The following is a 21,186-nucleotide window of genomic DNA, read 5'->3' on the forward strand; positions in this document are numbered from 1 at the left end:
TTTTTAACGTTATATGCTTGCTATGTAAGCATTATAACCTATTTTTATCGTATTTTATGTTTAAGTCCCGCTAATCGTCACAGCCCTGATTGAAGCAAACCTGAAACCACTAGGGATTTCATGTCCTGAGATACCCCTCAAAATTGGCTTTACGGTACTCGCCTTTATTGTCGCGTTTAGTGGCACCCGCGCCTTAAGTATCCTGCATTTATGTTTCGTTCTACCGGCTGCCGGATTCCTGTTTGTTTTTTGCACTCAAGGCATTGGCTGGTTATTACTATCCCCGGCTAGTCCCGGCTTTTTTCCCAACAGTTGGCCTAGCTTTTCATTTGTTGAATGGGCAAAATGGTACTTTTTCGCCGTCTACGCTGCTTACGCCTGTGAAAGTGCTGCCTCATTTGTCGCTGATAGCCAACGACCTGGGGAGACTTTACGGTTTCTGAGCTTTGCGGCTTGGCTGATTCCTATTCCCTATCTGGCTGGTTCCTGGGTACTGATGCGCTTGGCAACAGAATCTGGATTACAAGACGACACCTTCTTAAACCTATTAGCCGCAGCTAAACTCTTTTGGGGGCCGGTCGCCTCATTTATGGTGACGCTTTTGATCGTCGCGGGCTGCCTCCTAAGTTCCGCCACTGCGGTTTCCAACTCTCCCCGTGTTTTGTACCAACTTGCCTTAGACGGACACCTATCGCCAGTATTCGGTGTTGTCTCCCCACGTGGTGTGCTCGGCCCAGCCCTGTTGCTCACTTTCTTGCTCAGTATGATCTGTCTAGCGTGGGGAGATATAGCGCGTTTAGTAATGGTGTCGGCTACTGCCTTCCTGACCGCCTATATGACAGTCCATTTAGGGCTATGGCTGCGTCGGGATAGGCCAGAAGTGCTATGGCCTCGGTGGTCGGGAGTCTTTTTCCTGGTAGAAACAGTTATCCTGATTGTTGGGGGCTTGGCTTGGAACTGGCAAGACCTGCTGATCGGACTGCTTTTGCCGATCGCTATTTTGGCAGTGGATGCTGCGATACGTCGTATTGCATTTCCCCCCTTCCATCCTGCGTGGTGGATTAAGCTTTATCGAGGTCAGTCCTACAAGATAACTAAGGATTTTGTGGCGCTTCAGGTAGGCATCCTGATCTTTCTAGTCTGTAGCACTGCCGCGATCGCCTGGGTGATTAGAGCCAGGTTAGATGGACTTCCAGGCGATGCTGCCGATAATCTTTTGATTGTTCTGGTGATGACCGTAGGCTTTGTCGGAGTGGCAGTTGCCACCTGGACGAGCTTACCCCAAGTCGTCTCCATGAATGAAGCACGAGAGGGGGCAGAACAACTCTTTACCATTGCCCTAGATGCGATCGTGGTGCTGGATGAAACCGGAGTGATTCGTCAGACTAATCCCGCTGCTGAAAGCGTTTTTGGAATCGACGCCACTGGACTCCTAGGGCATAACCTGAACAAACTACTGCCCGGATTAGCTTTTGATCCCGAGCGGTGGCCAAGCCGCAGCGAGCAAACTCTCAACCTACCCAATCGCGACTCGCGTATCCTGGAAGTTGCCATCTCTGACCGATTTTCTCAAAATGCTTCGCTTTCAAATCAAGGTATGCAAGAATATGTCGCGATCGTGCGCGACATCACAGAGCGCAAGCAAGCCCAAGAATCTCTAGAAAAAGCTAATGAGGAACTAGAAATCCAAGTTGAAAATCGTACATCTGAACTCACCCATACTGTGCAGCAATTACAGAATGAGATTGAAGAGCGCCAGGAGATAGAAGCAAATCTCAGAGCTATGCAAAATCAGATTGTTGTCCAAGAAAAACTCGCTTCTCTGGGCAGTTTAACCGCTGGCATTGCCCACGAAATCAGAAACCCCTTAAACTTTGTCAACAATTTCTCAGAACTTTCTGCTGAATTAACCCAAGAACTGTTTGAAAAAATTGAAAATCAAGCAGAACGTTTAGATCCCGCAACCAGTGAGGATATTGCCGAGCTATTAAGCGACCTCAAAGCCAATCTTAACAAAATCAATCAACACGGTCAAAGAGCCGACAAAATTGTTGGCAATATGCTTTTGCATTCTCGCGGACAAAGCGGACAGTGGGAAGCTACGGATATAAATAGTTTACTCGCTGAATATATCAATCTAGCCTATCACGGGATGCGAGCCAAGGAAGCTGCTTTTAACATTACCATAGAAACACAATACGACAATGATATTGGCGAAGTAAATGTAGTGCCACAAGACATCGGCAGGGTTTTTCTTAACATTATTAGCAATGCTTGTTATGCAGCCTATAAAAAGAAACAACAAATGGGAGCAGAATTTTCACCTGTGCTGGACGTGAGAACTCGAAATCTTGGTGCGACGATTGAAATCCGCATTCGCGATAATGGCCCAGGTATAAAACCAGAGGTACTCGATAAAATTTTCAATCCCTTTTTTACTACAAAGCCACCAGCAGAAGGCACGGGTTTAGGTCTTTCTATTAGTCAGGATGTTATAGTCCAACAACATCGCGGAGAACTAAAAGTCGAAACAGAAGTAGGAGATTACACAGAGTTTATCATCATATTGCCAAAAAAAATAGCCGAAATAAGGAGTTAAAAAAATGAAAGTAATGGTAGTAGACGACGAGGAAGATATCCAGTCACTGTTCAAGCAGAAATTTAGGAAAGAAATCAAAGCAGGGCAAATTCAATTTCATTTTTGCCTGTCAGCAGAGGCAGCTTTGAACTACTTAGACAACCAGGAAGAAGCGTCTATTGTCTTGATTTTGTCGGATATTAATATGCCAGGAATGAATGGACTAGAACTGCTCAGGATTCTCAAAGAAAAGTTTCCCGATTTAAAAGTTTTTATGATTACGGCTTATGGAGATGAGAGAAATTACAAAACCGCAATAGCTTATGGAGCTGATGACTATATTACTAAGCCTGTTAATTTTGATACACTCAAAAATAAAATCCTTAACTTGGAGTAAATTCACAAGGAAACATATTTAGTAATTCGTAAGGGGTAATTGCTAAGTGAAAGCAGTACATCAGTCGAGTTAAAATTTCTCGATTGTATTTTCATTCTGTCCTTCTGGATCGCTAAATTTTATGAATTTTAATAGTCACTGAACAATTAATATGTCAGCAAAAATACTGTTCGTGGATGATGAACGAGATTTAGAATCTCTAGTTTCTCAAAAATTTAGAAAAAAAATACGCGCCGAAAAATGGCAGCTTTTTTTCGCCCATAATGGCGTACAAGCGCTGGAAAAATTGGAAGAGCACCCGGATCTAGATATGATAGTGACCGACCTTAATATGCCTGAAATGGATGGCCTGACTTTACTCTCTAAACTTAATCAGATAAACCTCCCCTTCAAAACAATAGTTATATCCGCCTATGGCGACATGACAAATATAAGAAAGGCGATGAACTTCGGTGCCTTTGACTTTCTAACCAAGCCGATAGATTTTCAGGATCTAGAAATTACCATCAACAAAACGCTGCGCGAGGTGCAACAGTTAAAAGAAAACCAGCTTTTGCGGCAATCAGAAGCTTTGGCTAGAGAACAAGCTCAGCATTTACAGAACTGTCTGCAAGACCTAAAAAAGACCCAAGCTAAACTTATTCAGACCGCAAAAATGTCTTCTTTAGGTCAAGTGGTTGCGGGGATTGCCCATGAAATCAACAACCCCGTCAACTTTATCTACGGCAATATCAGCCACGTCAGTGATTATATCCAAGACCTACTGAACCTGCTGCATCTCTATCAGCAGCAGTACACTCCTCCCACTTCTGAGATTCAAAGTGAAATCGAAGCCATAGATTTGGAATTTCTGATAGCAGATTTACCCAAAATTTTGGTTTCGATGAAAGGGGGTGTTGACCGCATTCAGAAGATTGTTTTGTCTTTGCGTAACTTCTCCAGGCTGGATGAAGCTAATATAAAGTCTGTTGACATTCACGAGGGAATAAAAAGCAGCCTGCTGATTTTGCATAATCGATTTCAAGCAAGGGCAGCCCGTCCAGAGATTCAAGTGATCGAGGAGTACAGCAATCTGCCTTTAGTGGAATGCTATGCTGGAGAACTCAACCAGGTGTTAATCAACATCATTTCTAATGCTATAGATGCTTTAAATGAGTACCACAAACAACGATCGCTAGATGACATCCTCGCTTGCCCACTCGCCATTACTATTCGCACTTTTCTGCTAGAGGAAAAATCCCGTGTCGTCATTCAAATTCGGGACAATGGGCCGGGAATAACGGCAGACGTGAAAGACCGTATTTTTGAACCATTTTTTACTACTAAGCCTGTAGGTGAGGGTACTGGTTTGGGTCTCTATATCAGCTACCAAATTGTACAGGAGAAGCATGGGGGCGCATTGAACTGTTTTTCTGAGGTGGGGAAGGGAACAGAGTTCTGGATTGAAATTCCAATCAGACAAACTAGGGCGACACTCCACCTTAGCTAATCAATCGACTTTTACCAAACTCAAAACCTATTCCAGCCATCCGGTTTGCCATTCCCGAAAATAACTTTTTATTACTATTCCTGAAAGGATCTATAATTAAATTTAAACTATATAAGTATTACTCGGAATAAATCAATCAAGGGGCCAAAAAAATGTTGCCTACGACCGAAAAAACTTGCAATATGTCAGGAAAAATATTATTTGTGGATGACGAGCCAGATTTAGAATCTTTAATTTGCCAGAAATTTAGAAAAAAGATCCGCACAGGAGAATACCAAGTTTTTTTTGCCCACAATGGCGTAGAAGCACTTTCAAGATTGCGAGAGCAGCCGGATATAGATATTATCCTGACAGACATTAATATGCCAGTCATGGATGGCATGGCTTTGCTAGGGAAACTTAACGAGCTAGTTACTATGGTCAAAACAGTAGTTATATCTGCTTATGGCGACTTGGGAAATATCAGAAAGGCGATGAATGGCGGGGCCTTTGACTTTTTGATTAAGCCTATAAATTTTCAGGATTTAGAAATTACAATTAACAAAACATTATGCCATGTGCAACAGCTCAAGGAAAACGAGCGCTCTCGCCAAGAAAGAGAGGATAAATTGCGGCAATCGGAAGCGCGAGAGCGAGAAAAAGCCATCCAACTAGAACTGGCAATGCAAAATTTACAGCGCACCCAAGCTCAGCTTATTCAGACTGAGAAAATGTCTAGCTTAGGACAATTAGTTGCTGGTGTTGCCCACGAAATTAATAATCCCGTTAATTTTATCTATGGCAATTTAACTTATGTCAATGAGTATACTCAGCAGCTATTAGAGTTAATCAACCTTTATGAGCAGTACGATGCCCATAATCACCCTGAAATCGAAGCTTTTATTGAGAAAATAGAGCTGGAATTTATCAGAGAGGATCTGCCTAAAATGCTATCTTCGATGAAAGTAGGGGCAGAACGTATCCGTCAGATTGTGCTGACGTTGCGAAACTTCTCGCGCCTTGATGAAGCTGAGATGAAACCCGTTAATATTCACGAGGGAATCGACAGCAGTATAGTCATTTTGCAGAGTCGGCTCAAGCCTAAGCCGGATTGTCCACCTATTCAAATTATTCAAGAATACGGAGATTTGCCGAAAATAGAATGTTATGTGGGTCAGTTGAATCAGGTATTTATGAATTTGCTGAGCAATGCGATTGATGCCTTGAATTACTATGACAAAAAACGCAGCCCGGAGCAAATTAAAAACGACCCTAGTATGATTACGATTCGTACTTATATGCTGAATCACGATTGGGTAAGAATCAGTGTTAAAGACAATGGACTGGGGATAACAAGCGAGGTAGGAACGCATCTGTTTAGTCCTTTCTTCACAACTAAACCTGTGGGTCAAGGCACTGGTTTGGGATTATCTATTAGCTATCAGATTGTGGTGGATAAGCATGGCGGAGATTTGAGATGTTTATCGCAGCCCGATCGGCGGGGTGCAGAATTTGTGATTGAGATTCCTGTTAGGCAGAATAATCGGGTAGAGATGAAGGCGAGTTAAGGAAAATTAAACAAAAAATTAGGGGAAAGTCTGGTAAAGTCTATAATCGCGATCGCACTTCCCCAATTTCTCTGTAATTTCTGAAGTCTCCCAAACACTGAACGACATCGCTGAAGCCCTCAATAGTAGATTTTCAGTGGTTGGTCAACTTGTCAGTGTCCCGGACTGGCACTGGCACATGGTGAGAGCGCGAGCACGCCTTCACCATGTGCCAGTTGCGTAAGTTTTGAACTAATAACTAATGACTAATGACTAATGATTATCTTCCTCCGACTACAACATTTTTAATCCGCAAATGGGGGCCGCCGACACTTACCGGCAAACCACTCTGGCCGCCTTTACCACAACCGCCGTAAGCATAAACCGAGTCGTTTCCTATAGACTCAATATCCTTTAAAGTCTGAAATACATTGCCGCTTAAAGTGACATCGCTCACCGGTTCAGCCAATTTTCCGTCGCGAATCATAAACCCTTGAGCCGCCGCAAAGGTAAACATTTCGCCGTTAGTTTGTCCTCCTAACATCCGCACTGCATACACTCCTTCGTCAATGTCGGCAACCATTTCGTCAAAAGAATGTTCGCCAGACTCGATCGCAGTATTAGTCATTCGCACCAAAGGCATAAAAGTAGCACTCAGAGCCCGGGCATTTCCCGTCGGACTTTCGCCCATTTTTCCCGCAGTCTCGCGATTGTGCATCCGAGCGGCTAAAACTCCATTTTTAATTAAATACTTGCACTGAGCCGGCACACCTTCGTCGTCGTATTTCAAAGTTCCCGGCAATCCCGGCACAGTTGCGTCGTCTATTACATTCAATTGTTCGATCGCCACAGGCTTGCCCAAAGTCAACAATTCCTGCATTTTCGGGTTTTCGTAAATGCCGTCTGCTTCCGACAAATGCCCGAAAGCTTCGTGAATAAAAACCCCCGACAAATAAGGGTCTAAAATCACCGGATACTGACCGCCTTTCACCGATTTTGCCTCTAGTTGGCCCACTGCTCGAACGGCAGCACTTTTAACACGATCTTCAATATTTGTCAAGACATCGTAATCCGATCGCGAGTGAATCGACTCAAACCCTTGGCGGACGACACCGCCCTCGCCACGGGCGATCGCTCCGAAACGCCCGGTCACGTCCAAGCGTTCTTGAGCGATGCAAGTACCTTGAGAATTCACAAAATAAGTAATCCCAAATCTGTCGCTGTAACCAGCCATTGTCGTCTGAATTCGCGGGTCATAATCTAACAGCAACTGATTGTAAGATTCGAGCAATTTCCGCTTTTCGGCTAGAGTAATAGAGCGCGGGTCGCGGCCCAATTCCACCGCTACATAATCTTGAATCGGGGTGACATCGGCTAGTAGAGTTTTTTCGCTGCCCACCAAACGAGACTGCACTACTGCTTCCTCAATGCGGTCTTTTAACTCAGCTAAACCGTTAAAAGTTACAAAACTCCAGCCGCCTTTGTGACAGGCGCGGATGCCGCCGGCAAGACTAAAACTGCGGTTGACAGCATCTAACTGAGGGCCGCGAAAACTAATCGCAGTTGACTCACTTTGTTCGAGGCGAACTTCCAGATAATCCACGCGATCGCGGTAAGGTGCGATCGCTTCCATCAACTGTTCTTGCATCAAATTGCCCCTATGAATGATTCGCGCCCAGCGCTGAAAAAAATTATTGCTAACCCTATTTTAGCTAATAACTCCCGTCTTTCGGGTGCGCGCTCCCGCACCGCTGTGGTGAGGCAGCGCACACCCTACCCGATAAATGACGAGTCGCCAGAAGCGGATAGAGGCAGAACCCTATTCGGTTCGAGGATTTGACGAGTGGAAAATACGGTATTGAAATCTATAATTCAAATGCACAACAGCTTAGAAAACAACAAACTCGCGCCCGCTTGCCAAAAGCCCGGTATCCCCGAAAGCTTGACTTGGCATATAAAAATCAAACTAAACTAAATCTATCTAAAGACATCAAACATATACCTTAACCCCCCGCCGATGGATTACTTTAAGGTTAAAAAATTCCAAATTTCACCGTATTTAGCAGCAATTTCGGCATCAATAGCAATTTTGGTCGGAGTTGGCATTTTAGATCGCTCAGAACAGCGGCGGTTTTTGCAGTACAACCGCGCTACCACGCTCGATCGGCTCAGCACAGTCCGTTCTAAGCTCGAAAGCTCTTTAAATTCGCGGCTATTTCTGATCCGGGGTTTGGTGGCTTACGTTTCCAACAACCCAAACATCACCGAAGCCGAGTTTGCAGCGACGGCGAGAATTCTGGTGGCACAGCAAACCGGCATTCGCGCCATAACTTTAGTTAAAGGCACGACGATCGCTTACATTTATCCGCGGGACGGAAATGAACGGGTGCTCGGGGTTGACTTGACGGCGCTACCCGAACACCGGCAAATGGTCAAAGATGTCATCGACACCAAAAAAAGTTTGCTTGCAGGGCCCGTGAAATTATTGGAGGGGGACATGACGTTCATCAGCCGATCGCCCATTTTTCTCACACCCTCCAGCGGCGATCGCGAAACAGCAGTTTACTGGGGCTTGACAGGCCTGATTATCGACAAAAATACCGTAATTGAGGAAGCGGGACTCAACGACTCCTCAGGGAACCTGCAATACGCTCTGCGGGGCAAAGACGGCAAGGGAGCATCCGGCGCAGTGTTTTTCGGTGACGGGTCAATTTTTCAGAACAATCCCGTGCTGCTGGAAGTCACTTTGCCCAACGGTTCCTGGCAGTTGGCAGCAATTCCGGCGGGGGGATGGCGTACGAATTCGCCGTTTCGGGGGTGGCTGCTATTTGGAGGCGGCTTGCTGACTGTTTTCACCGGGGTGGCGGTTTTTAGCTGGGTGTATGGGCGTGCGAAACTGCGTTCCAGCGAAGTTAAGTATCGGCAATTAGTTGAGAATGCTAACAGCATGATTGTGCAGTTAGACAGTGAAGGCAAGATTACTTTTTTTAACGAGTTTGCTGAAACTTTTTTCGGGTATGCAGAAGCAGAAATCATCGGCAAAAGTGCGATCGGCACAATTATACCGAAAACAGATTTATTTGAAAGTGACCTCGCGACAAAGATTCGAGACTGTTTGGCACAGCCCGAAAAATACTTCCAAAACGAAAATGAAAACATCCGCAGCAATGGGGAGAGGGTGTGGATAGCGTGGACAAATAAACCTTTACTAGATGCAAAGGGAAATTTGGCAGGACTGCTTTGTATCGGGACGGATATTAGCGATCGCGTCTTAGCAGAAGCCGCGCTGCTTGAGAGCGAATCTCGCTATCGGGCAATTATTGAAGACCAAACCGAACTGATTTGCCGTTTCTTGCCGAGCGGAGTTTTGACTTTTGTCAACGATGCCTACTGCCGCTATTTCAATAAATCGCGATCGGATTTGGAGGGCCATACTTTTATGCCTTTGATGCCGGCAGAAGACCGAGAAATTATCAGCCGCAGTTTCAGTTCTCTAAGCCTAGAAAACCCCGTCGTTACCTGTGAACACCGCGTCGTTCTCGAAACAGGGGAAACTCGCTGGCAGCAGTGGACGAATCGGGCGATTTTTGACAGTACGGGCTGCTTGATTGAGTGCCAAGGAGTGGGGCGCGACATTAGCGATCGTAAACAAGCTGAAATCGCCCTGCAAGCTTCAGAAGCAGAACTGCGGACTTTGTTTGCGGCAATGAACGATGTAATTTTTGTGATTGATATTGAAGGACGCTACCTGAAAATTGCCCCGACAAATCCCGGACTTTTATATAAACCGCCTGCAGAACTTGTCGGTCAAAAAATTAGCGATTTCTTCGCTCCAGAAACGGCAGAACTTTTTCTGGAGGAAATTCGCACCGCTCTCGCTACAAATCAAACCTGTAATTTTGAATATAATCTGGAAATCGCCAGGGTACAAAAGTGGTTTGCCGCTACCATTTCGCCAATGGAAGAAAACACGGTTCTGTGGGTTGCCCGCGACATTACGGAGCGCAAGCAAGCTGAAAATTGGTTAACCGGTCAGAAACAAATTTTAGAAATGATTGCTAAGGGAGCAACTCTTGGCGATACTTTAAATACTTTAGTTAAAATTATCGAACAGCAATCTAAAGATGTCATCGGTTCGATATTGCTTCTAGCCCCAGATGGCGAACATTTACTGCACGGAGCCGCGCCCAGTTTGCCCGACAGTTACAATGCTGCTATTGATGGCATAGCCATCGGCCCGGATGTCGGTTCCTGCGGCACTGCTGCCTTTACCCGCCAACAGGTAATCGTTACAGATATTGCCAGCGATCCTTTGTGGAAAAATTTTAGAGATTTAGCCTTGAGTTTTGGACTGAGAGCTTGCTTGTCTACTCCTATTTTCTCATCTCAGGGTCAAGTTTTGGGAACTTTTGGAATGTATTATTCCCAACCGCGTCACCCCCATTTTTTTGAGCTGGAATTGATAGAGGCGATCATAAACTTAGCAGGAATTGCGATCGAACGCAACCAGGCAGAAGAAAGTCTCAAACAGCTCAATCTCGAACTAGAAAGTAGAGTCAAACAGAGAACTGCTCAATTGATGCAAACTGAAGAACGCTGGCAGTTAGCGCTCAAAGGCAACAATGACGGCATTTGGGATTGGAACTTACAAACAGGGGAATTTTTTGTGTCCGAGCGCTTTAAGGAAATCACTGGTTACGAAGATAGTGACATTAGCGATTACAATAACAAATGGAATACGAGCTTACATCCCGATGATTTAGCGATTTCTCAGCAACTTCTTCAAGAACACTTGGAGAGAAAAACGCCGCATTACATCACCGAATACCGCTTGTGGTGCTACAACAGCGCCTACAAATGGATATTGAGTCGGGGACAAGCTTTGTGGGACGCATCTGGAAAAGCCGTCCGCATGGTTGGTTCAATTACTGACATTACGGAGCGCAAACAAGCAGAGGAAGCACTGCGGGAAAGCGAGGCAAGATTCCAAAAACTGTCGGGTAATGTGCCGGGAGTAATTTATCAATTTGTATTGCGTACAGATAGCTCTTTCAGTTTCCCTTACATTAGTCCGGCTTGCCGAGAAATGTTTGAGCGAGAAGCAGAAGCTGTTCTGCAAAATGCGGCTTTAATAACAGATTTAATCCATTCCGATGACCGCCAAAATCATGACGAATCCGTTGCTATTTCAGCCCAAACTTTGCAACCTTGGCACTGGGAAGGACGGTTCGTGCTACCTTCCGGCAAAATTCGATGGTTTCAGATAATTTCGCGTCCTGAAGCTAAAGAAAATGGCGATATTATTTGGGACGGAATCGCGGTTGATGTTACCGATCGCAAACAAGCTGAGTTAGCTTTGCACGAAAGCCAGCAGTTCATTAAAAAAGTAGCCGATGCTACTCCCGGTATTTTGTATCTCTACGACTTGGAAGAACAGCGAAATATCTACACTAATACTTCAATGCTCAAACTTTTGGGCTATACCAGCGACGACATTACAGCGATGGATTCGTCACTGATGCCTCAGTTAATACACCCGGAAGATTTGCCTAAAATCGTGAAACATCACGCCAGCTTTGCAGGAATGGAAGATGGGGAAACTAGAGAAATTGAGTACCGGGTGCAGGCAGCAGACGGTCAATTGTTGTGGCTGCAAAGTCGGGATACTATTTTTAGCAGGAATGCGGACGGTCAGGCTAAGGTAATAATTGGAGTTTCCCAGGATATTACGACTAGCAAGCAAGCAGAGGAAGCACTGCGACAAAGCGAGGCGCGAGAAAGAGAAAAAGCTCGAGATTTAGAGTCAGCGCTGCTGGAATTGCGCTCTACTCAAACTCAGCTCATTCAAACAGAAAAAATGTCTTCTTTGGGGCAATTAGTCGCCGGCATCGCTCACGAAATTAATAATCCCGTTAACTTCATTCACGCTAATATTGATTATCTCAACCAGTATACTAAAGAGTTGCTAGATCTGGTGAGTCTTTACGAACAGGAGTATCCCGAACCTAATTCAAAAATTGTCGATCGCATTCAAGAGATTGATTTGGACTTCATGGCTGAGGATTTAAGAAAACTTGTGGGTTCAATGCAGGTAGGAACCGAGCGCATCCGGCAAATTGTTTTGTCCCTCAGAAATTTCTCGCGACTGGATGAATCCGCAATGAAGCCGGTCGATATTCACGTGGGGATTGAAAGCACTTTGTTAATTTTGCAGCACCGCTTGAAGAGTCGGGACAACCGCCCGGAAATTGAAGTAATTAAGGAGTTTGGAAAACTGCCACTGGTGGAGTGCTATGCGAGCCAACTGAATCAGGTGTTTATGAATATTATTGCTAATGGAATTGATGCTATTGAAGAACGATATCACCAGTTATCGGTTCCACAGTCAGAGACAAAGAGTGGACGGATTGCTATTTCCACAGGTGTAACCCCCCAGAACACTGTTAGGGTAGAAATTTCGGACAACGGTACAGGCATTTCCGAGGGGATAGTCGATCGAATTTTTAACCCGTTTTTTACTACAAAAGCTGTGGGTAAAGGTACGGGATTGGGAATGTCTATCGCACACTCGATTGTGGTGGAAAAGCACAAGGGCAAGATTGAGTGTATTTCTTCCATAGGATGCGGAACAACTTTTAAGATTGAGATTCCGATCAACAAAGTGTATAAATAGTAGGGTGCGTCAGTCGATTTTAGATTTTAGATTTTAGATTTTAGAATTCACTCCACACTGGTAGAGTGCGTCAGTCGATTTTAGATTTTCAGGCGCGGAGGTGGAGTCATAAGTTGACGCACTTTACAAGTATTAGCAGTTCCTGATTTTCAGGCGCGGAGGGCGGAGCGATAAGCTGACTCACCCTACAACTTAAAGACTAAAATAGACGGAAGCTGCGAATGAAGCGGTACTGCATCAAACCTTTAATTGTATAAAAACTGACATGATGGGATTAATCCTGGAAGCGCTGCAAGCAATGGGACACAATGTCCGCTGGATGTCTTGGAATTTGTTTTTGGCTTTAGTACCGCTGGGCCTGAGTTTTTGGCTGTTCCGCAAACCTCGATCGCGCTGGCTGCTTTGGGGTACGGCGTTTCTCCTGGGCGCGACTTTTTTGCCCAGTACGCGCCATGTTTTGGCTTATCTGAAGCACATTGTGCAAGATGTGGGCAAAACTTACGTTTTGGGGGCGATCGCGATTACGCTGGCACTGATGGCTTTAGACATCTGGGTACTGCGACAGCGGGGAGTTCGCTCTCTCCGCTGGTGGGGCGGTTTTTTCTGGTTTATCGGATTTTTGCCTAATGCGCCCTACGTTTTAACTGATATCATTCACCTGATCGAGCAGATTAAAGAGGGGAACTCGGTGTGGACTGTGGCTCTCGCTTTGATCCCGCAGTATCTGGTGTTTATGCTGGCAGGGTTTGGGGCTTACGTCCTGTCGGTGATGAATTTGGGTTACTATTTGAAGCAACAGGGTTGGAGTAGATTTATCCTGGCCACGGAAATGACTATACACGGACTTTCGGCGATCGGAATTTATTTAGGGCGATTTATCCGCTTCAACACTTGGGATATCCTTACTAACCCCGATACGCTAGTTAACACAGTAATGAACGATTTGATAGGCAAGCGTCCGGTTTTAGTAATGGCTGTAACTTTTGTAGTAATTGCTGTTTTGTATTGGGTAATGAAACAAGTAATTTTAGGAATTAGCCAGCGATTTTACAGCAGCAAATTGCAGTCGGAGGTATCCGGCGAAAGCGCCACTGCTTCTGATCCCATCGATTTTAGATTTTAGATTTTAGATTAAAGGATTGACTCCACAGATGAATCTAAGAGCTTGAACTAAGCTCCCCATTTTTTTCTCTCCACCCGTTAACTCGGAAAACAAGTTTCCGTCTGTGGGTGAGACAAATTTTTTCGCTAAACTCCGAAATAAATTAGTGCTGCAGTTTGTCACAAGACTTGATATGTTAGAACAGTCAAAGTAGTTTTGTAAACAGCAAAGATGAATCGATTTGACCGTCAGTTGTGGCAGAGATTTATTGCGATCGCTCAACCTTACTTTTATCCTTTAGAGCCTGGGGGTGGCAGAATCTTTTTAGGATTAGTAGCGCTGTTGTTGATATTTCTCTTCGCTGCGATGTTTGTGCTCGTCAGCGCTGTATGTTTGGGTACTCAAGTCTTATTTCCAGAATTTGTCAATAGTATTGCTGCCGGCTTAGTTACTTTGTTGAAAGGAATTATTAATTCGCCCGCAATTGCGATCGTGGCTTTAATGTTAATTCTTCCTTTCAGCGCTTTTGTCTTTTTCAAAGGCAGATTAATTCCGCAGTGGCAATCGTGGGCATTATTGGCTTTATTGCTGTTATTGTCCCTATCCGTCAGCGGTCTGAATGTCATAATTAGCTACGTCAGTAACTTTTTTGATACAGCACTGGCAAAGAAAGACCAGCTCAATTATTGGAAGTATCTTTTTGTCTATGCGAGCGTTTTTGTCGTAGGCACTCCCATTGTAGTAATTTACCGATATACCCAAGATAAATTGGGTCTCTACTGGCGGGAGTGGATGACTAATAAGTTCCTCGATAAGTATTTTCAGGATCGGGCTTATTACGAAATAAATTCACACAAGGAAATCGACAATCCAGACCAGCGAATTTCTGAAGATGTCCGCTCTTTTACCCGGACAAGTTTGGCATTCATGCTGATTATCCTGGGTTCAATAGTTGATATTATATCTTTTACTGGTATCCTGTGGTCTATCTCCAAAGAACTTTCGATTTTTCTGATTATCTATGCTATTGTGGGCACGACCGCTACTCTAGTTTTTGGTCAAAGATTAGTACCTCTGAATTTCGAGCAACTAAAAAAAGAAGCAAATTTTCGCTACGGACTGGTTCACATTCGCGACAACGCCGAATCTATTGCTTTTTATGGAGGGGAGGAGCAAGAATCATTTCAAATAAAGCAGCGATTTGTGGAAGTATTCCGCAATTTTAATTTGCTAATTGGTTGGCAGCGGAACTTGGATTATTTCACAACTGGATACGGATATGCTGTTGTGATTATTCCGGCTTTGTTTCTGGCTCCCACTTATTTTGCCGATCAAAGTGGTAGAATCGAGTTTGGAGATATCAGTCAAGCTGGTTTTGCTTTCACTCAGGTTTTGCGCGCTTTTTCTGTGATCGTAAATCAGATTGAGCCCCTGAGTTCTTTTGCAGCTAGTATCAATCGTTTGACTGTATTTACAGATACTCTTGAAGCGGAAAAAGCGGTATCTCGTGCCGGAGGAACTGCTATAGATGTAGTAGTAGATTCTCAGTTGAGACTGGAACACGTTACTTTAGATACTCCGAAACATCAAAAGACTTTAATTAGCGATTTGTCGGTAGCAGTGCAGCCCGGTGAAGGACTCTTAATTGTCGGGCAAAGCGGTGCTGGGAAGAGTTCTTTGCTGCGGGCAATTGCGGGTTTGTGGGACTCGGGAACGGGTCGTTTGGCGCGGCCGGAATTGGGGGAAATGCTGTTTTTGCCGCAGCGTCCTTATATGATTTTGGGTAGTTTGCGATCGCAACTTTTGTATCCCAATACCAGCAGCGAGGTTGATGAGGAAAAATTGCGCGGCGTTTTGGCATCAGTAAACTTAGCAGATTTGCCGGACAGATTGGGCGGTTTTGATGCGGATTTAGATTGGGGTGAGATTTTGTCGCTGGGAGAACAGCAACGTTTAGCTTTTGCTAGATTGTTATTGACGGAACCTAGATACGCTATTTTGGATGAGGCGACAAGTGCTTTGGATTTGAAGAACGAGCAACATTTATACGAGCAGTTGCAAGCCACTAAAACTACGTTTGTGAGTGTCGGCCACCGATTGAGTTTAGTGAAATATCACCAGCAGGTTTTGGAACTTGTAGGCGATGGGAGTTGGCGACTGCTTTCGGCCCAAGAATACCGCGCTAGTGCGACAATTTTTGGCTGATACAGCGCTGCTTTCAAAAATTGTGAATTTACCCGCTTGTTGGTTCGCGGTGAGTTGTGGTGCGGTTGGATATTTATGGTTTGGTTCTATAAATTAAGCGCCGCGCCTCCACTCTCCAATAGGTTTTACGGGTAGGGAAATAGCAACAATTAATGCAGATTAACTCCCCGTTTCTCATACCATCTTAGATTAAAGGATTAAAGAATTGGGAATGACTGATTGTGTATTGGTTTGGATCACGGGCCTAGAGTAGCATTTTTTTAAACTGGTATCACAATCGATAATTGGGTATAAATATCTAAAACTGCCCAAACAACAAAAAGCAAGCTGAACGTTGGCAGATTCGATTCAATTGCTCTCCCGCGAGAACTCACACAATATAATAGAAGATAGATTTTTTTTAGTATAGGCGAGATTCCTACCTTGACTACTCCGATTCCTCAAAACTTTGTGCAAACGATCGCCAAACAGCGCGGTGTCACAGATGCCGAGTTAGAAACTGTGTTTATGGCTCTCGACGGTCAATCTACAGCGACGATCGCCACCAAGCTTGGCATTAGCGACATCGCCGTTCGCAAAAGACTCGGCGAAGTTTACAAAAAGTTTCAGATCGGGGGGAACGGCCCTGGAAAGCTTTCGGAATTGAGGCATCAGTTGCTGTTTTCATACCACATCGATCAGGGAACGAGCGATTTTAGTGGAGGTAAAGGCTCTCTATTGAAGATGGCCATCGGACACCGACAGGAAGATTGGGGCCAAGCACCGGATGTTTCGGTTTTTTACGGGCGGACTGAAGAATTAACTACTTTAAAGCAGTGGATTGTATCAGATAATTGTCGCCTGGTAGGGCTGCTTGGTTTGGCTGGTAGCGGCAAAACAACTCTGTCAGTGCAGTTGGCAAAACAGGTACAGAATGAGTTTGATTTTGTTATTTGGCGATCGCTGCGATCGACACCTGCACCATCCGACTTCCTAGGAAGCTTAATTCAACTTTTTTCTAACCAACAAAAACCCGATGTGCCGTTAGCGGAGCCATCGAAGAGGAGCGACCTCAACAGCAAAATTTCGCGCTTGGTTGAGTATCTGCGAAAACACCGATGTCTGGTAATTTTAGACGATTTTGAAGCGGTTCTCAGACCCGAAGAATTAGCGGGACACTACCGGGAAGGCTACGAAGGATATCGAGATTTAATCGTGCGGCTGTGTGAGGTCAATCACAATAGCTGTTTACTGCTAGTTAGTTCGGAAGAGCCTACGGAACTGGCTTTGCTGGCGGGAGAAAAAGTGCGGTCTTTAAAACCTGCTATTTCCGAGGAAATAGCGCGAGAAATTTTCCAAGAAAAAGGTTTGTCGGCTCAAGATCACGAGTTGGAAATCTTGTTATCCCGGTACGGAGGCAATCTGTTAGCATTAAAGATTGTAGCGACAACAATTAACGAGTTTTTTGAGGGTAATGTTTTAAAGCTTTTGGAAGCAACGACGTTATTTATTGAAGAACATATCAGCAATTTGCTGGCGCAGCAGTTCGATCGAATGTCGAGTTCAGAACAAGATATTGCCTACTGGATTGCTATTGCTCAAAACCCGGTTTCCCTGGCAACTTTACGAGAGCAGATGTTGGTCAATTCATCGCTTTCAGATTTGCTAAAAAATCTCGATTCTCTGGGTCGTCGCTCGCTGATTGACAAAATCAGTGAGGGCGGGGAAACTGTTTTTATGCTTCAGCCTTTGATCGTGCAATATGTGACCGACCGATTAGTCGATCAGATTCGAGCGGAGGTTTTGGAGACGGTTAAAACGCAAAGAATAGAAAGAATGGGGCTGTTGAAAACTCACAGATTAAGCATCAATTTTGCTAAACGGAAAGGCGAGAAAGGCGAACCAAGTAGCTCTATTTTAGCATTAGTAAAAAATCGGTTGAAAGTGTTGTTTGTCAAAACTACAGGCTCTGAAGAACCTCTAAATATCTTAAAGAAAGTGGCCTCTGATATGGAGGATAAATCGATTCTTGACGTGGGATATGCTAGGGAGAATCTGGCGCAAATTATTTCAGAAATTCAGCGATAAGAAAAAAGCGATCGCCCTTTGACAAAAGCGATCGCCCAATTTTCAACACAAACAGAATTCGATAAAATTATTTGACAATGCCAAAAACCGATGCAGATTCAGACCCTGTAATTTTGCCCAAAGCCGGCGCTTTTTGAGCTTGTGCAATTCTGGGAACCAAAAATCCCTTCGCATAAATCTGAGGATTGTCTTGAGCGATTTCGATATAAGATTGACGGACTGTGGCGTTCACTGCGACAGTCTTGGCATCGTAGACTTGCATCGCCATGTTGGGATAAAAACCAATGCCGACAATCGGTATCAAAAAGCAAAATGCGATCGCCACTTCCCGAGGTTTAGCATCAATAAACGGTGCATCACCAGGCAAAACGCAACTATTACCGAAACAAACCGCTTCATCCAGATTGTTTCTCTGATTCTGCAAATTTAGATCCTCAATGTCGCAAGCCGCTAGTCTCCCACAGTTGTAAAATAACTGTCGCAGCATCGAGAGCAAATAAATCGGCGTCAAAATCAGTCCCACTGCCGCCAGGAACACTGTCACCGCCCGGAAAGAACCGCTGTACATATCGCTAGTTGCGACGCCCACAAACACTGACAATTCGCTAGCAAAACCGCTCATTCCGGGGAGTGCCAAGGATGCCATGGCGCCTGCGGTAAACAAGGCAAACACTTTCGGCATGACTTTCCCAATCTCGCCCATCTCGTCCATGATCATTGTATGGGTGCGATCGTAAGTAACGCCAGCCAGGAAAAACAATACTGAGGCGATTAAACCGTGGGAAATCATTTGCAACAGCGCCCCGTTGATTCCCAAATCCGTGAAGGAAGCAATACCCAACAACACGAATCCCATGTGAGAAATCGACGAATTCGCTAGGCGGCGCTTCATGTTCGATTGGCCGAAGGAATTCAGCGCGCCGTAGATAATGTTGACGACGCCGAGCACCGCCATAATCGGTGCAAAGTAAACGTGTGCTTGGGGAAGAAGTTCCAAATTCAGGCGAATCAGTCCGTATCCGCCCATTTTCAGCAACACACCTGCCAGAATCATCGACACGGGAGAAGATGCTTCACCGTGGGCATCAGGTAGCCAAGTGTGGAAGGGGAAAATCGCCAGTTTCACACCGAAGGCAATCAGCAATCCCGCATAAAGCAGTAATTCTAAACCCAGTGGGTAGTCCTTCAAGCCTAGTTCTACCATGTCGAAGGTGGGGGTGCCTCCGCCGTAGAATGCCATTGCTAAGGCAGCTATCAAAATAAAGATGGAAGCGCCTGCGGTATAAATCAAGAATTTGGTAGCTGCGTAGCGACGGTTTTGTCCGCCCCAAATCGAGATGAGGAGGTACACCGGAATTAGTTCTAATTCCCAGACAATGAACAGCAGCATGATGTCTTGGGCGACGAAAACTCCTATTTGTGCAGAGTACATCACCAGCATTAGGAAGTAGAAGAGTCGTGGCTTGCGATCGACTTCCCATGCAGCAAAAATAGATAGAGTCGTCACCAATCCCGCCAACAGTACCAGCGGAACTGACAGTCCGTCAACGGAAACAGACCAGTTGAGACCTAAAGAAGGTATCCAGGAATATTGTTCTACGATTTGGAAACTAGAGATGCTTGGATCGTAATGTGTCCAAAACACCCAGCACATTAATACAAAATCTGCAATGCCTACGCCTAGGGCATACCAGCGCACTGTTTTGCCGTCTGTATCGGGCAGAAAAGGGATGGCGAGGGAAGCTACGAGGGGTAGGATGACAATTGCGGTCAGCCAAGGAAATTGATCCGCTATCATGATAGTGAGAAAAAATACTTAGTTGGAAGTTACCAAGATTATAATACTAAATTTAATCAAAAATTAAGATTTGTAAATTAATCTTTTTTTTAGAAAGATGGGGAGTACATCAGCTACACACAATTTGCTGCAAAAGTCAAGAAGTTTTTCAATTATTTAGTCCTTAGTTGCTGCTTAGCGGTTGACAATTACCGATGACCGCTTACCCTGTTGTCATGCAGTGCCAAACTGTGGTAAACATTCAGATCGATCGAGATAAAGTCAAGAGTTGTTCGGCAAAAGCTTCAATTAAAGGGAGATACGCTAATTGCGATCGCCATTTTTCCGGTATTCCCCCCTCTCGGTAAAAAGCCCCCGCCAATTGTCCGTAAACCGCACCAGTGGTATCCGCGTCGTTGCCCAAATTCACAGCCAACAAACAGCCTTCAGCAAAAGAAGAACTGTTGTAAAACGCCCAAAGTGCGGCCTCTAAAGACTTGACAACATAACCCGTACCTTTAATTTCAGGAGGTTGTCGCAATTTAAAAGAAGCCGCCGCAATCTCATCAATCTCTGCTACCAGCGGATTTGCTGCCCAATATCCAGAAATCGGACAATATCTTTCCGAAAGCAACACATCTTTAGCAACTCCATTCACCGCCCCCGCAATTAAAGCACCCAAATAACGGCAAGCATCCACACAAGTAGCAGCACCGTGAGTAGTTCTCGAACTTTCTGCAGATTTTTCTATTACTTCTAAAGGATTTTTAGCATAAAACAAAGGCACGGGAGCCAAACGCATAATTGAACCATTTCCAGCAGTCCCAGCATCGGTAGAACCACAGAAAGGTTTTCCTGTATTTTTAAACTCCCAAAGTGCTTTTTGAACCGTATTGCCAATATCAAAACATTCACCAGTGCTGCTCAAATGTCCGTCTCGCCACCACCGCAAATAAGTTTCTAACTGATGGACTGGATCGAAACATTTTTTCTCAATCAAACTTTCAGCCAAACAAAGTGCCATCGAAGTATCGTCCGTCCACTCGCCCGGTTGCAGCCGAAACGGGCCGCCGCCCACCATATCGTTAATAGGCGCAAAGGTTCCGGGGCGATGGAACTCTAAAGTTGTTCCGAGAGCATCGCCCACTGCTAAACCGAGAAGACTGCCGCGATAACCTTCTATTTGCTGCATAACATAATTGAAAATTAATGATTAGTAAGCGCTAGTGAATTCAAAACCATTTCTCTCTGCATCTTATCTGGCTGTATAACAATCGATGCCAAACTTGTCAAATTCGGCTCTCCTGAGTTTATGGTGTAAAATAGATCAACCAATACAGTTATAGTGATGAGCTTTCATTTAGACTATCTA

General features: G+C 44.8%; 12 protein-coding genes. 9 read left to right on the forward strand and 3 right to left on the reverse strand.

Annotation, left to right across the window (positions count from 1 at the left end):
- Nucleotides 1-496 precede the first annotated feature (496 nt).
- The 4 genes from QUA04_RS23175 (at nt 497) to QUA04_RS23190 (ending at nt 6,011) form a co-directional block, all read left to right on the forward strand.
- Entirely contained in the window at nt 497-2,599 is a 2,103-nt protein-coding gene (locus tag QUA04_RS23175; RefSeq protein WP_333261283.1) for an ATP-binding protein, read from the forward strand.
- Between the two features lie 4 nt (nt 2,600-2,603).
- Nucleotides 2,604-2,975, forward strand: coding sequence for a response regulator (locus QUA04_RS23180; RefSeq protein ID WP_333261286.1), 372 nt, complete (start codon nt 2,604-2,606; stop codon nt 2,973-2,975).
- Nucleotides 2,976-3,126: 151 nt separating this feature from the next.
- Nucleotides 3,127-4,464 (forward strand): ATP-binding protein, encoded by a 1,338-nt coding sequence (locus tag QUA04_RS23185; protein WP_333261290.1) that lies wholly within the window; start codon nt 3,127-3,129, stop codon nt 4,462-4,464.
- A 152-nt stretch (nt 4,465-4,616) separates the two neighbouring features.
- The gene (locus QUA04_RS23190) at nt 4,617-6,011 is read left to right on the forward strand and encodes an ATP-binding protein (RefSeq protein WP_445242355.1); all 1,395 of its coding nucleotides are present in this window, start codon (nt 4,617-4,619) and stop codon (nt 6,009-6,011) included.
- Between the two features lie 259 nt (nt 6,012-6,270).
- Here the strand turns inward: QUA04_RS23190 and QUA04_RS23195 are convergent, their stop codons facing one another.
- Entirely contained in the window at nt 6,271-7,638 is a 1,368-nt protein-coding gene (locus QUA04_RS23195; RefSeq protein WP_333261292.1) for a TldD/PmbA family protein, read from the reverse strand.
- Between the two features lie 12 nt (nt 7,639-7,650).
- On the opposite strand from QUA04_RS23195, the gene QUA04_RS23200 reads away from it, so the two are divergent.
- From QUA04_RS23200 to QUA04_RS23220, 5 genes are all read left to right on the forward strand, one after another.
- Nucleotides 7,651-7,830: a hypothetical protein gene (locus QUA04_RS23200; protein WP_333261295.1), complete on the forward strand. Its 180-nt coding sequence runs from the start codon at nt 7,651-7,653 to the stop codon at nt 7,828-7,830.
- 177 nt (nt 7,831-8,007) lie between these two features.
- Entirely contained in the window at nt 8,008-12,663 is a 4,656-nt protein-coding gene (locus QUA04_RS23205; RefSeq protein ID WP_333261298.1) for a PAS domain S-box protein, read from the forward strand.
- 265 nt (nt 12,664-12,928) lie between these two features.
- A complete protein-coding gene (locus QUA04_RS23210; protein ID WP_333261301.1) occupies nt 12,929-13,786 on the forward strand; it encodes a DUF1361 domain-containing protein in 858 nt (285 codons plus the stop codon).
- Between the two features lie 210 nt (nt 13,787-13,996).
- Nucleotides 13,997-15,970 carry an ABC transporter ATP-binding protein/permease gene (locus tag QUA04_RS23215; RefSeq protein ID WP_333261304.1) on the forward strand — a complete coding sequence of 658 codons (1,974 nt, stop codon included), beginning with the start codon at nt 13,997-13,999 and terminating at the stop codon, nt 15,968-15,970.
- A gap of 423 nt (nt 15,971-16,393) precedes the next feature.
- The gene (locus QUA04_RS23220; RefSeq protein WP_333261307.1) at nt 16,394-18,037 is read left to right on the forward strand and encodes an NB-ARC domain-containing protein; all 1,644 of its coding nucleotides are present in this window, start codon (nt 16,394-16,396) and stop codon (nt 18,035-18,037) included.
- 67 nt (nt 18,038-18,104) lie between these two features.
- Here the strand turns inward: QUA04_RS23220 and QUA04_RS23225 are convergent, their stop codons facing one another.
- Together QUA04_RS23225 and QUA04_RS23230 are read right to left on the reverse strand one after the other, a co-directional pair.
- Nucleotides 18,105-19,835 (reverse strand): NAD(P)H-quinone oxidoreductase subunit 4, encoded by a 1,731-nt coding sequence (locus QUA04_RS23225; protein WP_333261310.1) that lies wholly within the window; start codon nt 19,833-19,835, stop codon nt 18,105-18,107.
- Nucleotides 19,836-20,076: 241 nt separating this feature from the next.
- Nucleotides 20,077-21,006: an ADP-ribosylglycohydrolase family protein gene (locus QUA04_RS23230; RefSeq protein ID WP_333261313.1), complete on the reverse strand. Its 930-nt coding sequence runs from the start codon at nt 21,004-21,006 to the stop codon at nt 20,077-20,079.
- Nucleotides 21,007-21,186: the final 180 nt, after the last annotated feature.

The organism is Microcoleus sp. S13_C5 (assembly GCF_036700845.1).
Taxonomy (GTDB): Bacteria; Cyanobacteriota; Cyanobacteriia; order Cyanobacteriales; family Microcoleaceae; genus Microcoleus.

Excerpts from the sequence above, each read along its gene's own strand:
- QUA04_RS23180 (WP_333261286.1), top strand. The coding sequence starts at position 2,604 with ATGAAAGTAATGGTAGTAGACGACGAGGAAGATATCCAGTCACTGTTC.
- QUA04_RS23200 (WP_333261295.1), top strand. The coding sequence starts at position 7,651 with ATGAATGATTCGCGCCCAGCGCTGAAAAAAATTATTGCTAACCCTATT.
- QUA04_RS23175 (WP_333261283.1), top strand. The coding sequence starts at position 497 with ATGCGCTTGGCAACAGAATCTGGATTACAAGACGACACCTTCTTAAAC.
- QUA04_RS23210 (WP_333261301.1), top strand. The coding sequence starts at position 12,929 with ATGATGGGATTAATCCTGGAAGCGCTGCAAGCAATGGGACACAATGTC.
- QUA04_RS23225 (WP_333261310.1), bottom strand. The coding sequence starts at position 19,835 with ATGATAGCGGATCAATTTCCTTGGCTGACCGCAATTGTCATCCTACCC.
- QUA04_RS23195 (WP_333261292.1), bottom strand. The coding sequence starts at position 7,638 with ATGCAAGAACAGTTGATGGAAGCGATCGCACCTTACCGCGATCGCGTG.
- QUA04_RS23230 (WP_333261313.1), bottom strand. The coding sequence starts at position 21,006 with ATGCAGCAAATAGAAGGTTATCGCGGCAGTCTTCTCGGTTTAGCAGTG.
- QUA04_RS23185 (WP_333261290.1), top strand. The coding sequence starts at position 3,127 with ATGTCAGCAAAAATACTGTTCGTGGATGATGAACGAGATTTAGAATCT.
- QUA04_RS23205 (WP_333261298.1), top strand. The coding sequence starts at position 8,008 with ATGGATTACTTTAAGGTTAAAAAATTCCAAATTTCACCGTATTTAGCA.
- QUA04_RS23215 (WP_333261304.1), top strand. The coding sequence starts at position 13,997 with ATGAATCGATTTGACCGTCAGTTGTGGCAGAGATTTATTGCGATCGCT.
- QUA04_RS23190 (WP_445242355.1), top strand. The coding sequence starts at position 4,617 with ATGTTGCCTACGACCGAAAAAACTTGCAATATGTCAGGAAAAATATTA.